The organism is Leisingera aquaemixtae (genome assembly GCF_006740765.1).
GTDB lineage: Bacteria > Pseudomonadota > Alphaproteobacteria > Rhodobacterales > Rhodobacteraceae > Leisingera > Leisingera aquaemixtae.
On the sequence record NZ_CP041159.1, the window covers coordinates 1,470,724 to 1,483,612 of the forward strand.

Sequence of the window (12,889 nt, forward strand, 5' to 3'; positions counted from 1 at the left end):
GATATTTGCGGGCGGCTGTGGAACCTTGCCTGCATGCCGATCCTGCCCCCTCTGAGCCGCTGGCCCGCAGCGCTTCTGACCGCCGCCCGCCGGTTCAACCGGAAGAACGGCTGGGTCATGAGCAGCCACATCGCCATGTCAATGATGCTGGCGCTGTTCCCGTTTGTTCTTTTTACGGTTGCGCTGGCCGGCACCGTAGCCAGCCTGCTGTCGCAAGAGGTGGAAATGGACCTGATGACCGAGCAGGTGTTCAGCGTCTGGCCCGACGCCGTGGCGCGGCCGATTCTGACCGAGCTGAAGTCGGTGCTGCAGACGTCCAACACCCAGCTTGTGACCCTGGGCGGCCTGTTTGCGCTGTATTTTGCCTCCAACGGGGTCGATGCGGTGCGGGTGGCGATGGTGCAGGCCTACCACGATACCGACACCCGGCCGTTCTGGCGCGCCCGCGCGCTGTGCATCGGGCTGGTCATCATGGGCGGGGCGGGCATTCTGGCGGTGGCTTTCTTCGAGGTGTTTCTGCCGCTTTACGTGCGCCACATCACCAAGCTGCTGCCGTTTGCCAGCGTTCCGCAGGGATGGGAGCAGGGGCTGAGCGGCCTTCTGGCGCTGGCGCTGCCCATTGGCGCGGTGCTGGCGTTTCACATCCTGCTGCCGGGACGGATCCACCGGTTCCGGCGGATTTTGCCGGGGGCGGTTCTGACCCTGCTTCTGTGGCTGGCCTGCGCCAGCGGGTTTGCTGTCTACGTCGGCTCGTTCGCCCGGTACTCCGCCACATATGCCGGGCTTGCCGGGGCGATGGCGGCGATGATATTCCTCTATCTGAATTCCGCAATCCTGATCCTGGGCGCAGAATTCAACGGCGCCTTAAGCGACATGGCCGACAGCATGGGCCGGACATGACGGCTGCGGCTTTCGCGCAACTGTTTCCGTATTTGCAACAATAAGGCAGGCTTTGCCACAATTGAGCCCCGGTTGCGGCCTAATCCCTGTCTAAACCTGCATGAAAGCAGCGGAACTAGAAGGGGGAATCATGGCAAAACTGCAAAACAAACTGCGCCACATGCGGCTGTTCGAACTGATGCGCCAGCGCGAGATGGCCAGCCATGTCAGCCGCAAGCTGCGGGTGTCCAGGCTGACCGATGACGACGGTGCGGAGGCAATCCTGCTGCGCACCCTGGCCAGCCGGTCGCTGACAACCCCGCACAACCGGCCGGTCTGAGGCCGCTTAGCCGCGGAACCCCATGGCGACGACGAATTTCTCGGAGCTGTCCGACCGCGAGGAGGGCGGCTTCATGTTCATCACCTTGGTGAACTTCTGCTTCAGCAGCTTCTGAAGCTCTCCCTCGGCGCCGCCCGCCAGAACCTTGGCCACAAAGGTGCCGCCCTCTTCCAGCACGTCAAAGGCGAAATAGGCCGCGGCTTCGCACAGCGAGATAATCCGCAAATGGTCGGTCTGCTTATGGCCTGAACTGGCCGCCGCCATGTCCGACATCACCACATCGGCCTTGCCGCTCAGCCATTCCTTGACCTTGTCGTCGGCGCCTTCATCCATGAAATCAAGCTGATGGAATTCGGCCCCGGCCAGCGGCTCCACCTCCTGCAGGTCCACACCGATGATGCGGCCCACGGCCTTGCCCGGCTTTTCCCCCAGCGCGTTGATGCGCTTGACCGCAACCTGGGCCCAGCCGCCGGGCGCGCAGCCCAGGTCGACAACACGCGCACCATTCACCAGGAACCGGTACTTGTCGTCCAGCTCCATGATCTTGTAAGCGGCACGACCGCGATACCCCTCGGCCTGCGCCCGTCTGACATAGGGGTCATTCAGCTGCCGCTGCAGCCAGCGGGTCGAGCTGAGCTTGCGGCCGCGGGCGGTCTTCACCTTGACCTTCAGATCCCGCTGGCCGCGGCCGGATGTGTTTTTACCAGTGGGGGTCTTTGCCATGAGTGTTTTCTCCGAAAGTAAGGGCTGCAGATAACCTCTTGCACCCGCCGGATCAAGGCGATGCTTTTTCCCCGGATAGCGCAAGCTCAGCCCAGGGAGCGGATATGCCGAACAGCACATATCCTAAAAGGTTTGCAGCCTTGTTCCAAAGGCTGTTGTTCATTGGCACGGCGGGCGGCGGATGAGCTTCGCAGTCGTCCGTTTCCAAAGGGCTTAGATGCCCGCAGTGAATTGCGCTGAGAAACGCAGAGGCCTCCGCTGCATCTTCGGCCGGAACACTGACCGGAACCCCGCCGAATGCCAGGCTGTAATGGGGCAGCAGCGCCATGGTGTTGATCCAGGGGCAAAATACCTTGAACCCCGCTGCCTCCAGTGCAGAAACCGTTACTGAGACGGTGCTTAGCCGGTAAGCTATGGCAATGACCGTATACATGCATGGAACCTTCCGGATGCTTCTGATCTGTCAGTAGGGGCCGTCCTCCAGAACGCCATCCGCGCTCATCTGCGCATAGAGCAGGCCTTCGCGCAGGCCGCGGTCCGCAACCGACAGCCGGTCGGTCGGCCAGCAGCGCAGCAACGCCTGCAGGATCGCGGATCCGGACATGATCAGCGCCTGCCGGTCCTCGCCGATGCGGGGGTCGCGGCGGCGGCCCTGGGGCCCGAGTTCCAGATACCCCCGGATCACCTTGTCAATCTGATCGCTGGTCATCCGCAGCCCGTCCACCTTGGTGCGGTCATACCGCTTAAGCCCCAGGTGCGACGCGGCCACTGTGGTCACGGTGCCGGAGGTGCCGACGATCTGAAACCCTGCGCGCGCCTGCTCATTCTTGTAGGGGGCGAAATCCGCCAGGTTCTCCTCAAAGAACCAGCTCATCAGTGCAAAGCGGGCGGCGTCATCCTCCACATCGTTGAACTGATCGCGCAAAGTGGCGACCCCCAGCGGCACGGAAATCCAATCCACAACCTTGGCAGCGGGGAAGGGGCTTTCGCTCAGCTGGAAGCCGTTGTGCAGCCGCATGATCGCCGACGGGCGGTCGCGCCGCGGGACGGAGGAAATGTCGATCCACACCAGTTCCGTCGAGCCGCCACCGATATCGACCACCAGCAGCTGTTCCGTCTTGGTCGAAACCAGCGGCGCGCAGGAGATGACCGCCAGCCGCGCCTCCTCCTCCGGCTGGATGATTTCCAGCGTCAGCCCGGTCTCGCGCTTGACCTGACGAATGAAGTCGCGGGCGTTCTTGGCCCGGCGGCAAGCCTCGGTCGCGACCAGCCGCATCCGCCGGACCCTGTTGCGCTTGAGCTTTTGCTGACAGATGCGCAGCGCCTGGATGGTGCGCGCCATCGAGGACCGCGACAGCCGTCCGGTCCGCTCCAGCCCGGCGCCCAGTTGCACCGACTTGGAGAAGCTGTCCACCACATGTATGCCGCTGCCCTTGGGCTGGGCAATCAGCATACGGCAGCTGTTTGTTCCCAAATCCAATGCAGCATAAAGCGCATCTGGATCGGGACGGGCCGGTGCAGGGGTTTCAACCGCTTGGGGAAACGCGCCCGCACCTTTCGAGCGCCTGGGCGCCATGATTCACGCCCTCCGATTATCGTGTTAACTGTGACAATAGGTGCGCAGCTGCGGCGGCGCAAGCTCCAGCCGCCAGAAGCGAAGCAATTTCCGCTGCCTAGCGGGTTCCTCATAATCCATATGAATATTTTGGCGGTACACCGCTGTGGCATTCGAAGGTGCACAAAGCTAGGGTCGCAACAGCAAAACGTCGCTCAATCCCATCGTGTTGTCGAAATTCGACCAACTTGCCGAGCGCCGCCGCTCTAGAACGTGGTCTATCCAGGTTAGGAGGAAATCAGGGCATGCCCGACGTTACGATCGTTTACTGGCGCGACATTCCTGCGCAGGTCATCGTTGGCAAGGGCCGCGGCGGCGCCAAGCGCCAGCTCGAAGAGCGGTTCGAGCAGGCCATCGACCGTGCGGCCATGAAGGTGAACGCCAAGGACGCGGACGCCTATCTTGCCGAGTGGCGCAAGGCAGCCCCGTTTTCCGCCGACGGCGAGGCAGCCGATGTTGCCGAAGCCGAGGCCAGACGCCTGGAAGCTGAGTATGATCAGGACCGCCTGAAGGCGCTGATTGCAAATGACGGATGGGCTTGACCCGCAGACCACTCTTGGGAGGCCGTGATGGCTTTGCTGAACTTTAAGAAACGTGACACTGGCGCTGCCCAGACCGTCAACCCGCAGGTCGAAGCCTTCCTGCAGGACTACTCGATCGAAGTCATGCCGCGCACCGCGGAAAAGGTCGAGAACTTCCGCGACCTGCTGCCGGCCGGCACCCGCGTTTATATCGCGCACATCGAAGGCACCCCGATCGAGGATATGGTCGCCACCGCCAAGCGCCTGAACGCCGAAGGCTTCCCGGTGATGCCGCACTTCCCGGCGCGGATCATCAAGGACGAGGCCACCCTGGCCGACTGGATCGCCCGCTACCAGGGCGAGGCGGACGTCAAGCAGGCGCTGATGCTGGCCGGCGGTGTTGCCAAACCGCATGGCGACTTCCACAGCTCCATGCAGTTGCTGGAAACCGGCCTGTTCGACAAGGCGGGCTTCACCAGCCTGCACGTTGCCGGCCACCCGGAAGGCAACAAGGATATCGACCCGGATGGCTCTACCAAAAACGTCTCCGAAGCGCTTCAGTGGAAACAGAAATTCTCTGAGCGCACCGACGCCAAAATGGCACTGGCCACCCAGTTCGCGTTTGAGGCCAAGCCGATCATCGAATGGGCAAACGGCCTGAAGGCTGCGGGCGTCGACCTGCCGATCCACATCGGCATCGCGGGCCCGGCCAAGCTGCAGACCCTGATCAAATTCGCTATTGCTTGCGGTGTTGGCCCGTCGCTGAAGGTGCTGCAGAAACGCGCGATGGACGTCTCCAAGCTGCTGCTGCCCTACGAGCCGAACGATGTCGTTGCCGAACTGGCCGCCTACAAGGCCGAGAACCCGGATTTCAACATCACCAACGTCCATTTCTTCCCGCTGGGCGGCATCAAGACCAATGCCACCTGGGCCATCAACAACGGCGGCGCCTCGGCGAAGCCGGTCAACTCCTAAGGATCAACAATGACCCGTACAGTCGTAGAATCAAAAACCAAAACCGCGATCCTGGGCTTTGATGAGCCGTTCTGCGTGATCGGGGAGCGCATCAACCCGACCGGCCGCAAGAAACTGGCGGCCGAGCTGGAAGCCGGCGATTTCTCCACCGTCGAGAAGGACGCTGTGGCACAGGTTCTGGCCGGGGCAACCGTTCTCGATATCAATGCGGGTGTGGTCTACAACTCCAATCCGAACCCGAACGAGACCGAGCCGCCGCTGATGAGGAAAATCATCGAACTGGTGCAGGGGCTGGTTGATGTTCCGCTGTGCATCGACTCTTCGGTGCCGGGCGCGCTGGAAGCCGGCCTGGAGGTCTGCGAAGGCCGTCCGCTGCTGAACTCCGTCACTGGCGAAGAAGAGCGTCTGGAGCAGATCTTGCCGCTGGTCAAAAAGTATAATGTCCCGGTTGTAGCAATCTCCAACGACGACACCGGCATTTCGGAAGATCCCGATGTGCGCTTTGCCGTCGCCAAGAAGATCGTTGAGCGCGCTGCCGATTTCGGCATCCCGGCGCATGACATCGTGGTCGACCCGCTGGTGATGCCGGTTGGCGCAATGGCGACCGCCGGCCTTCAGGTGTTTGCCCTGGTCCGCCGCCTGCGCGAGGAACTGGGCGTGAACACCACTTGCGGTGCGTCCAACATCTCCTTCGGCCTGCCGAACCGTCATGGCATCAACAACGCCTTCTTGCCGATGGCCATGGGCGCGGGCATGACCTCCGCGATCATGAACCCGGTGGCACTGCCGGTGACCCAAAAGGCCATTGCCGAGAAGAAGGCCATGGTCGAAGCGGCCGGCATCATCCTGCCGGAAGGGATGGACGATGAGGCATTTGTCACCATGTTCGGCCTGGGCTCCACCAAGCCGCGCGCCGGTAAGGAAATGGAAGCCATCCGCGCGGCCAACTTCCTGACCAACAACGACCCGCACGGCGGGGAGTGGATCAAGTTCAACAAGCCGCCGGCTGCCGAAGGCGAAGAAGGGCGCGGCCGTGGCGGCCGCGCCGGCGGACGCCGCCGCCGCGCCTGATCCGCGCAGCTTGAAACACATAAGGCCGGGCAGAAATGTCCGGCCTTTTTCGTTTGATGCCAGTAGGTTGTGGCGCTCTCTTTGGGTGGATGGCTGCAGGCCGTCCGGACAGAGGAAAGCACAGCCAACCAGCCAAACCCGAAGGCGGCTCGTCATTTTGACGCACGCCGTTCGTCTTGTCCGGGAAGCGGTCTGTAAGGGAAAGTGGCGGAGAGACAGGGATTCGAACCCTGGGTGGGCTTGCACCCACAACGGTTTTCGAGACCGCCCCGTTCGACCACTCCGGCACCTCTCCGCGGGGGGTGAGGCGCGGTTTAATGTTGATTCCGGACTGGCGCAAGGGGCGAAATGCGCCTTTGACAAAAAAAGCCGGGTATCCGTTGCCAGCCAAAGGTTTTTGCCTAGATTTGCCCTATGCAGATGATCGCCCAAACCCCCGCTGTGTTTGTCCGTGTCCTCGCCGTGCTGTGTTTCGCCATCGCCGCCGTGCCGCTGGCGGCCCGGGCCGCAGACCGCGAACGGGTGGAGGCGTTTCTGGAAGTGACCGGATTTGATGTGGCGCTCGACAGCATTGCGCTCTCCGCCTCCAGCGCGCCGGAAATGCTGGGCTTTGACACCGGCGCCTTCGGCAGCCAGTGGACCGACTTGTCGCAAGACGTGTTCGACACCCGCGAAATGCGCGGGCTTGCCGTGGAGATTCTGGAGAACACGCTGGATGACGAGGCGCTGGATCACGCCTCAGCCTTTTATGCCAGCGATCTGGGCAAGCGGCTGGTGCGGGCGGAAAACGCCTCTCATCTGATTGAGGATGACGAGGTGAAGCAGCTGGCCGGCAACCGGATCATTTCCGGTCTGGTGAAGGAGGGCAGCGAGCGCGTCGCCATGTACCAGCGGATGGGATCGGCCATTGATGCGGCCGGCACCGGCGTGCGGGCGCTGCAGCAGATCCAGTTCCGCTTTCTGATGGCCGCAGCCGCCGCGGGCGTGATTGAGCTGGAGCTGGACGCCGACGGCCTGCGGGCGCTGATGAAGGAGCAGGAAGGCGACTTGCGCCTCAGCCTGCAGGCCTCCAGCCTGGCGGCCTCTGCCTATACCTATCAGGAATTCACCGACGCTGAGGTCCAGGCCTATGTCGAGGCGCTGGAGGAGGCGCCGATGCAGCGGGTTTACGAGCTGTTGAATGCGGTGCAGTATGAAATCACCGCCAACCGCTTTGAGGAGCTGGCGCACCGCATGGCCGAGCTGACACCGGGGCAGGATATCTGACCCGGCAAACCGTTGATGCCGCCTGTGGAAAAACGGTTGACAGCCCCGGCTTTCCAAACCATAAGCCCGCATCCCGGCCCGGAATCCGTGTGCCGGGATTTACTTGTAATCCGCCCCGCACAGGGGCGCGCTGTTCGAGGCGGCATCAGCCGGAACGCCCGCAAGGGGGCCGTAGGACGCGGTAAGAAAAGGAAAGACGCACATGTTTGCGGTCCTCAAGACTGGCGGCAAGCAGTACAAGGTTCAGGCGGGCGACGTGCTCCGCGTTGAAAAACTTGCTGCAGATGCTGGCGACACCATCCAGTTCGACGAAATTCTGATGCTTGGCGGCGACGCACCCGTTGTGGGCGCTCCGCTGGTGGAAGGCGCTGCCGTGAAGGCAGAAGTGATCGACCAGATCAAAGGCGATAAGCTGATCAACTTTGTGAAGCGCCGCCGGAAGCACTCCTCCAAGCGCACCAAAGGCCACCGTCAGAAACTGACCCTGGTCCGGATCACCGAGATCCTGGCATCGGGTGCAACCAAATCCGCTCCGAAAGCTGCTGCCAAAGCTGCCCCGGCTGCTGACGCTGCTGCCTCGGACGACCTGACCCAGCTGACCGGCGTCGGCCCCGCAGCTGCCAAGAAACTGGCAGAAGCAGGCTTCACCAGCTTTGCCCAGATCGCAGCCTTGTCCGAAGACGACATTGCTGGTATCGAAGCAGTCAAAGTGAAGCCCGAGTGGGTTGAGCAGGCCAAAGAGCTGGCCAAAGGCTAAGGAGAGAGAGAATGGCACATAAAAAAGCTGGCGGTTCCTCCCGTAACGGCCGCGACTCTGCTGGTCGCCGCCTTGGCGTGAAACTCTTCGGTGGCCAGGCGGCCATCGCAGGCAACATCATCGTGCGTCAGCGCGGCACCAAATTCTGGGCCGGCGAAGGCGTGGGCATGGGCAAAGACCACACTCTGTTTGCCACTGCTGACGGTGCTGTAAGCTTCCGCAAAGGCCTGAAAGGCCGCACCTTTGTATCGGTTCTCCCAGTGGCGGAGGCCGCTGAGTAAGCCGACCCGAAGGGTAAAGAAATCTTTAGGGGGATCGGCTATAAGGCCGGTCCCTCTTTCTGTTTTTGAGTATGCGAGTGTATGATGATTTTCCCAGCACAGGCCAAGCCCCCCAGCGCAGCGCCGCGGCTCCCGGGTGTTCACGCCCGGCCAACGGGAAGTTTTGCGCAATTTGAACAGCGCGTGCCTTGCCGCAGGGGCAGGGCGTGCACATCTGATTTTGGCCGCCACAATAATGAGGGCCTTGTGAGCCCGCAAAAATACGGCAGAGGAGGAGCACATCCATGAATCTGGATCAAATCGTGTGCCAGCAGGTCATTGAAACCGAACGTTTCATTCTGCGCCCGGTGCGGAAATCTGATGCCGGGCTGATTGAGCATTACGTCAGCGACGAGCGCGTTGCCCGCATGACCCGGTCGATCCCGCACCCGCTGCCGCCGGGCGCGGCAGAGGCTTTTGTGGCGCGTGCCATGGCGGATGAGCGGGACGAGGACGTCTGGGTGATTGATGGCACCGCCGATGGCGATGCCGAGCTGAAGGGCGTGATCGGCCTGAAACGGATGGACCGCAACCAGTCTGAAGTGTCGTACTGGACCGCACCGCCGTTTTGGAATACCGGGCTTGCCTCTGCGGCGCTCAAGGCGCTGGTCGATGCAAATCCGCAAAACAACGCGGCGATGTTTGCCTGCGTGTTCCAGGACAACCCGGCCTCTGCGCGGGTGCTGCTCCATTGCGGTTTTGACTACCTGGGCGACGCCGAAAGCTTTTCTGTCGCGCGTGACGCCACTGTTCCAACCTGGACCTACAGCCGAAAACTGTGATTGGCGCGGCGCGCGCTTTGCGGTAAGGCAAACGAAACACTCCCGTCAAAGCTCCGCGCCTTGGCGGGACACTTGTACTGCGCGGGCAGGCCGCAAGATCCTGCCGCATTAAGGAGCTGTCATGAAATTCCTCGATCTGGCAAAAGTCTACATCCGTTCGGGCGCCGGCGGGAACGGCTGCGTCAGCTTCCGGCGTGAGAAGTACATCGAATTCGGCGGCCCCGACGGCGGCGACGGCGGCAAGGGCGGCTCTGTCTGGGCCGAGGTCACCGAGGGGCTGAACACCCTGATCGACTTCCGCTATCAGCAGCATTTCTTTGCCAAGAACGGCCAGTCCGGCATGGGCCGCCAGCGCACCGGCAAGGACGGCGACGACATCATCCTGCGGGTTCCGGTGGGGACCGAGATCCTCGACGAGGATCAGGAAACCGTGCTGGCCGACCTGACCGAACCGGGCCAGCGGGTGCTGCTGGCCAAGGGCGGCAACGGCGGCTTTGGCAACCTGCATTTCAAATCTTCCACCAACCAGGCGCCGCGCCGCGCCAACCCGGGGCAGGAGGGCGTAGACCGCACCATCTGGCTGCGGCTCAAGCTGATTGCAGATGCGGGTCTTCTGGGTCTGCCGAACGCGGGCAAATCCACCTTCCTGGCGGCGACCTCGAACGCGCGGCCCAAAATCGCCGACTACCCCTTTACCACCCTGCACCCGAACTTGGGCGTGGTGGGCATCGACAACACCGAATTTGTGGTGGCGGACATCCCCGGCCTGATCGAAGGCGCGCATGAGGGCCGCGGCATTGGCGACCGCTTCCTGGGCCATGTCGAACGCTGTGCGGTGCTGCTGCATTTAGTCGACGGCACGTCGGAAACGGTGGTCGAAGACTACGAAACCATCATCGGCGAACTTGAGGCCTATGGCGGCGAGCTTGCCACCAAACCCCGCATCACCGCGCTGAACAAGGTCGACGCGCTCGACCCCGAAGAGCGGGAGGAGAAACGCGCCGCGCTGGAGGCCGCCGTGGGCGGGCCGGTGATGATGATGTCCGGCGTCAGCCGCGAAGGCCTCAACGAGGTGCTGCGCGCCGTGCGGGCCGAAATCGACGATGACCGCGTGCGGATGAAGCCCGCCGAGGAGGAACAGCCTTGGCAGCCCTGACCTCGGCAAAACGGATCGTCGTCAAGATCGGCTCGGCGCTGCTGGTCGACCGGGGCACCGGCGAGCTGCGGGCCGGCTGGCTGCATTCGCTGGCCAATGACGTCGCCTGGCTGAAATCCCGCGGCACCGATGTGGTGCTGGTTTCCTCCGGCTCCATCGCCCTGGGCAGGGGCGTGCTGGGGCTGCCCCGCGCAGATCTGCCGCTGGAGAAATCCCAGGCCGCCGCCGCCGTTGGCCAGATCCGCCTGGCCCGCGCCTATGAGGAGGCGCTGGCGCCGCACCGGATCACCACTGCGCAGGTTCTGGTGACGCTGGAAGACAGCGAAAACCGCCGCCGCTACCTGAACTCCCGCGCGACGCTGGAAACGCTGCTGAGCATGGGCGCGGTGCCGATCGTCAACGAAAACGACACCATCGCAACCGACGAAATCCGCTATGGCGACAATGACCGCCTGGCCGCGCAGGTGGCGGTGACGGTCGGGGCCGACTGCCTGATCCTGCTGTCCGATGTTGATGGCTTTTACAGCGCCAACCCGGCGCTGGACCCGGATGCCAAACGCTATGACCGGATTGACGAGATAACGCCCGAGATCGAGGCGATGGCGGGCGATGGTGTCTCCGGCCTGTCCAAGGGTGGGATGATCACAAAACTGCTGGCTGCGAAAATGGCGACAGCGGCGGGATGTGAGATGGCGATCACCGAAGGTTCGCCTCTGAACCCTTTGAAAAATCTCGAAGATGGCGCCGCTTGCACCTGGTTCACCGGGCAGGGCGATCCGCAAACTGCGCGCAAACGCTGGATCAGCGCGATGAAGACGCGTGGCGTCCTGACCATCGACGAGGGCGCCGCCCGCGCGCTGATGTCCGGCAACAGCCTGCTGCCCGCAGGCGTCCGTCATGTGGAGGGTGACTTTGGCCGCGGCGATCCGCTGGCCATCCTCGGCCCAGACGGGCGCAAACTGGGGCAGGGGCTGTCGCGCTACACCGCCGACGAGGCCCGCGCCATTCAGGGGCGCCGCTCGCATGATATCGAGGCCACGCTGGGCTATCCCGCCCGCGCTGCGCTGATTCACCGCGATGATATGGCGCTTTGATCAGACAACCTGATAGGGTATTCCAGCCGGCAAGCACGGAAGTGCCAGACAGGGACCGGCAAAGGCGCGAGACACATGAAAGACAACGAGAATATTCCCGCCGTGATGGCGGAGCTTGGCAAACGTGCAAAGCAAGCGGCGCAAATCCTGGCGACAGCCAGCGCTGATCGCAAAGAGGCGGCCCTGACCGCCGCTGCAGACGCGGTCTGGAGCCGCCGGGCGGAGATCATCGCGGCAAATGCCAAGGATCTGGAGTTCGGCCGTGGCAAGGGCCTGACGGACGCGATGATGGACCGGCTGATGCTGGACGAGGCCCGGATCCAGGGCATCGTCGACGGCCTGCGTGCGGTGGCCGGGCAGCGTGATCCGGTTGGCGAGGTGATGGAGGAATGGGAGCAGCCCTCCGGCCTGAAAATCCAGCGCGTGCGCACCCCGCTGGGGGTGATCGGCGTGATCTATGAAAGCCGCCCCAATGTGACCGCCGATGCCGGCGCGCTGTGCCTCAAATCGGGCAATGCGGTCATCCTGCGCGGCGGCTCCGAAAGCTTCCACTCGTCTCAGGCCATCCATGCCTGCCTGGCAGAGGGCCTGAAATCCGCAGGCCTGCCCGAGGACGCCGTGCAGCTGGTGCCGACCCGCGACCGCGCGGCGGTGCAGGAGCTGCTGACCATGACAGACTATGTCGATGTCATCGTGCCCCGCGGCGGCAAGGGCCTGGTCGGGCTTGTCCAGCGCGAGGCCCGGGTGCCGGTTTTTGCCCACCTCGAAGGCATCGTGCACATTTACCTCGACAAAGCCGCCGACCCTCAAAAGGCGCTGGACGTGGTGGTGAACGCCAAGACGCGGCGCACGGGTATCTGCGGCGCCGCCGAATGCCTGCTGATCCACCAGGACATTGCGCCGACGCTGGGCAAGGCGGTTTTGGAAGCGCTGGCCGCTGCCGGCGTGGAAATCCGCGCCGGGGAAGGGCTGCCCGGACCGGACGGCATGACCGCCGCAACGGCGGATGACTGGGGCAAGGAGTATCTGGATTCCATCATCGCTGCCAAGCAGGTAGCGGGCATTGATGACGCCATCCAGCACATCCGCACGCATCACTCCCAGCACACCGACTGCATCATCACCGAGGACGAGGCCGCAGTTCAGAAGTTCTTTGCCGAGCTGGACAGCGCCATCCTGATGCACAATGCCTCGACCCAGTTTGCCGACGGCGGCGAGTTCGGCATGGGGGCAGAGATCGGCATTGCCACCGGCAAGATGCACGCCCGCGGTCCGGTGGGCGCGGCGCAGCTCACCAGTTTCAAATACCTGGTGCGCGGCAACGGCACGACCCGCGCCTGACACCGCTGAAAACGCAAAACGCCGGGCGCAAGACCCGGCGTTTCTTTGT

The 12,889-nt window shown here is 63.2% G+C and carries 15 protein-coding genes and 1 tRNA gene; 12 read left to right on the plus strand and 4 right to left on the minus strand.

Annotated features, from left to right (window positions below):
* Positions 1 to 33: 33 nt before the first annotated feature.
* Both R2C4_RS08810 and R2C4_RS08815 read left to right on the plus strand, forming a co-directional pair.
* Positions 34 to 900: a YihY/virulence factor BrkB family protein gene (locus tag R2C4_RS08810; protein WP_008553667.1), complete on the plus strand. Its 867-nt coding sequence runs from the start codon at positions 34 to 36 to the stop codon at positions 898 to 900.
* Positions 901 to 1,030: 130 nt separating this feature from the next.
* The gene (locus tag R2C4_RS08815; protein ID WP_141890344.1) at positions 1,031 to 1,219 is read left to right on the plus strand and encodes a hypothetical protein; all 189 of its coding nucleotides are present in this window, start codon (positions 1,031 to 1,033) and stop codon (positions 1,217 to 1,219) included.
* A 6-nt stretch (positions 1,220 to 1,225) separates the two neighbouring features.
* Here R2C4_RS08815 and R2C4_RS08820 read toward each other — a convergent pair whose 3' ends face one another.
* Genes R2C4_RS08820 through R2C4_RS08830 form a run of 3 tightly spaced genes read right to left on the minus strand, consistent with a single transcriptional unit; the run spans position 1,226 to position 3,518 of the window.
* Complete coding sequence (locus tag R2C4_RS08820; protein WP_141890345.1) at positions 1,226 to 1,942, minus strand: RlmE family RNA methyltransferase; 717 nt, start codon at positions 1,940 to 1,942, stop codon at positions 1,226 to 1,228.
* A gap of 52 nt (positions 1,943 to 1,994) precedes the next feature.
* Positions 1,995 to 2,375 carry a hypothetical protein gene (locus R2C4_RS08825; RefSeq protein ID WP_141890346.1) on the minus strand — a complete coding sequence of 127 codons (381 nt, stop codon included), beginning with the start codon at positions 2,373 to 2,375 and terminating at the stop codon, positions 1,995 to 1,997.
* Positions 2,376 to 2,405: 30 nt separating this feature from the next.
* Positions 2,406 to 3,518: a Ppx/GppA phosphatase family protein gene (locus R2C4_RS08830; RefSeq protein ID WP_058286930.1), complete on the minus strand. Its 1,113-nt coding sequence runs from the start codon at positions 3,516 to 3,518 to the stop codon at positions 2,406 to 2,408.
* 284 nt (positions 3,519 to 3,802) lie between these two features.
* Here R2C4_RS08830 and R2C4_RS08835 point away from each other — a divergent pair, with 284 nt between their 5' ends.
* The 3 genes from R2C4_RS08835 to R2C4_RS08845 are packed head-to-tail and all read left to right on the plus strand — an operon-like array spanning position 3,803 to position 6,124.
* Entirely contained in the window at positions 3,803 to 4,099 is a 297-nt protein-coding gene (locus tag R2C4_RS08835) for a virulence factor (RefSeq protein ID WP_141890347.1), read from the plus strand.
* Between the two features lie 27 nt (positions 4,100 to 4,126).
* Positions 4,127 to 5,053 carry a methylenetetrahydrofolate reductase gene (locus R2C4_RS08840; RefSeq protein ID WP_058286932.1) on the plus strand — a complete coding sequence of 309 codons (927 nt, stop codon included), beginning with the start codon at positions 4,127 to 4,129 and terminating at the stop codon, positions 5,051 to 5,053.
* Between the two features lie 9 nt (positions 5,054 to 5,062).
* On the plus strand, positions 5,063 to 6,124 hold the full coding sequence (locus R2C4_RS08845; RefSeq protein WP_141890348.1) for a methyltetrahydrofolate cobalamin methyltransferase: 1,062 nt from the start codon (positions 5,063 to 5,065) through the stop codon (positions 6,122 to 6,124).
* Between the two features lie 205 nt (positions 6,125 to 6,329).
* Here R2C4_RS08845 and R2C4_RS08850 read toward each other — a convergent pair.
* Positions 6,330 to 6,419: transfer RNA gene (locus R2C4_RS08850), tRNA-Ser, on the minus strand.
* Positions 6,420 to 6,538: 119 nt separating this feature from the next.
* Between R2C4_RS08850 and R2C4_RS08855 the strand changes: the two genes are divergently transcribed.
* The 7 genes from R2C4_RS08855 to R2C4_RS08885 all read left to right on the plus strand — a co-directional run bounded on the left by R2C4_RS08855 (position 6,539) and on the right by R2C4_RS08885 (position 12,840).
* A complete protein-coding gene (locus R2C4_RS08855) occupies positions 6,539 to 7,390 on the plus strand; it encodes a DUF2059 domain-containing protein (RefSeq protein WP_141890349.1) in 852 nt (283 codons plus the stop codon).
* A 202-nt stretch (positions 7,391 to 7,592) separates the two neighbouring features.
* Positions 7,593 to 8,147: a 50S ribosomal protein L21 gene (rplU, locus tag R2C4_RS08860; protein ID WP_058286935.1), complete on the plus strand. Its 555-nt coding sequence runs from the start codon at positions 7,593 to 7,595 to the stop codon at positions 8,145 to 8,147.
* An 11-nt stretch (positions 8,148 to 8,158) separates the two neighbouring features.
* Positions 8,159 to 8,428, plus strand: a complete 270-nt coding sequence (gene rpmA / locus R2C4_RS08865) for a 50S ribosomal protein L27 (protein ID WP_008553710.1) — start codon at positions 8,159 to 8,161, stop codon at positions 8,426 to 8,428.
* Between the two features lie 284 nt (positions 8,429 to 8,712).
* A complete protein-coding gene (locus tag R2C4_RS08870) occupies positions 8,713 to 9,249 on the plus strand; it encodes a GNAT family N-acetyltransferase (RefSeq protein ID WP_141890350.1) in 537 nt (178 codons plus the stop codon).
* Positions 9,250 to 9,370: 121 nt separating this feature from the next.
* Positions 9,371 to 10,405, plus strand: coding sequence for a GTPase ObgE (gene obgE / locus R2C4_RS08875; protein ID WP_027243945.1), 1,035 nt, complete (start codon positions 9,371 to 9,373; stop codon positions 10,403 to 10,405).
* A complete protein-coding gene (gene proB, locus R2C4_RS08880; protein WP_141890351.1) occupies positions 10,393 to 11,499 on the plus strand; it encodes a glutamate 5-kinase in 1,107 nt (368 codons plus the stop codon). The genes obgE and proB overlap by 13 nt, the downstream gene beginning before the upstream one ends.
* A gap of 75 nt (positions 11,500 to 11,574) precedes the next feature.
* Complete coding sequence (locus tag R2C4_RS08885; protein ID WP_141890352.1) at positions 11,575 to 12,840, plus strand: glutamate-5-semialdehyde dehydrogenase; 1,266 nt, start codon at positions 11,575 to 11,577, stop codon at positions 12,838 to 12,840.
* Positions 12,841 to 12,889: the final 49 nt, after the last annotated feature.

Coding starts and splice junctions, on each gene's coding strand:
- R2C4_RS08830 (WP_058286930.1), bottom strand. CDS start 3,518: ATGGCGCCCAGGCGCTCGAAAGGTGCGGGCGCGTTTCCCCAAGCGGTT.
- obgE (WP_027243945.1), top strand. CDS start 9,371: ATGAAATTCCTCGATCTGGCAAAAGTCTACATCCGTTCGGGCGCCGGC.
- rplU (WP_058286935.1), top strand. CDS start 7,593: ATGTTTGCGGTCCTCAAGACTGGCGGCAAGCAGTACAAGGTTCAGGCG.
- R2C4_RS08870 (WP_141890350.1), top strand. CDS start 8,713: ATGAATCTGGATCAAATCGTGTGCCAGCAGGTCATTGAAACCGAACGT.
- R2C4_RS08815 (WP_141890344.1), top strand. CDS start 1,031: ATGGCAAAACTGCAAAACAAACTGCGCCACATGCGGCTGTTCGAACTG.
- rpmA (WP_008553710.1), top strand. CDS start 8,159: ATGGCACATAAAAAAGCTGGCGGTTCCTCCCGTAACGGCCGCGACTCT.
- R2C4_RS08825 (WP_141890346.1), bottom strand. CDS start 2,375: ATGTATACGGTCATTGCCATAGCTTACCGGCTAAGCACCGTCTCAGTA.
- R2C4_RS08885 (WP_141890352.1), top strand. CDS start 11,575: ATGAAAGACAACGAGAATATTCCCGCCGTGATGGCGGAGCTTGGCAAA.
- R2C4_RS08835 (WP_141890347.1), top strand. CDS start 3,803: ATGCCCGACGTTACGATCGTTTACTGGCGCGACATTCCTGCGCAGGTC.
- R2C4_RS08810 (WP_008553667.1), top strand. CDS start 34: ATGCCGATCCTGCCCCCTCTGAGCCGCTGGCCCGCAGCGCTTCTGACC.
- R2C4_RS08845 (WP_141890348.1), top strand. CDS start 5,063: ATGACCCGTACAGTCGTAGAATCAAAAACCAAAACCGCGATCCTGGGC.
- R2C4_RS08820 (WP_141890345.1), bottom strand. CDS start 1,942: ATGGCAAAGACCCCCACTGGTAAAAACACATCCGGCCGCGGCCAGCGG.
- R2C4_RS08855 (WP_141890349.1), top strand. CDS start 6,539: ATGCAGATGATCGCCCAAACCCCCGCTGTGTTTGTCCGTGTCCTCGCC.
- R2C4_RS08840 (WP_058286932.1), top strand. CDS start 4,127: ATGGCTTTGCTGAACTTTAAGAAACGTGACACTGGCGCTGCCCAGACC.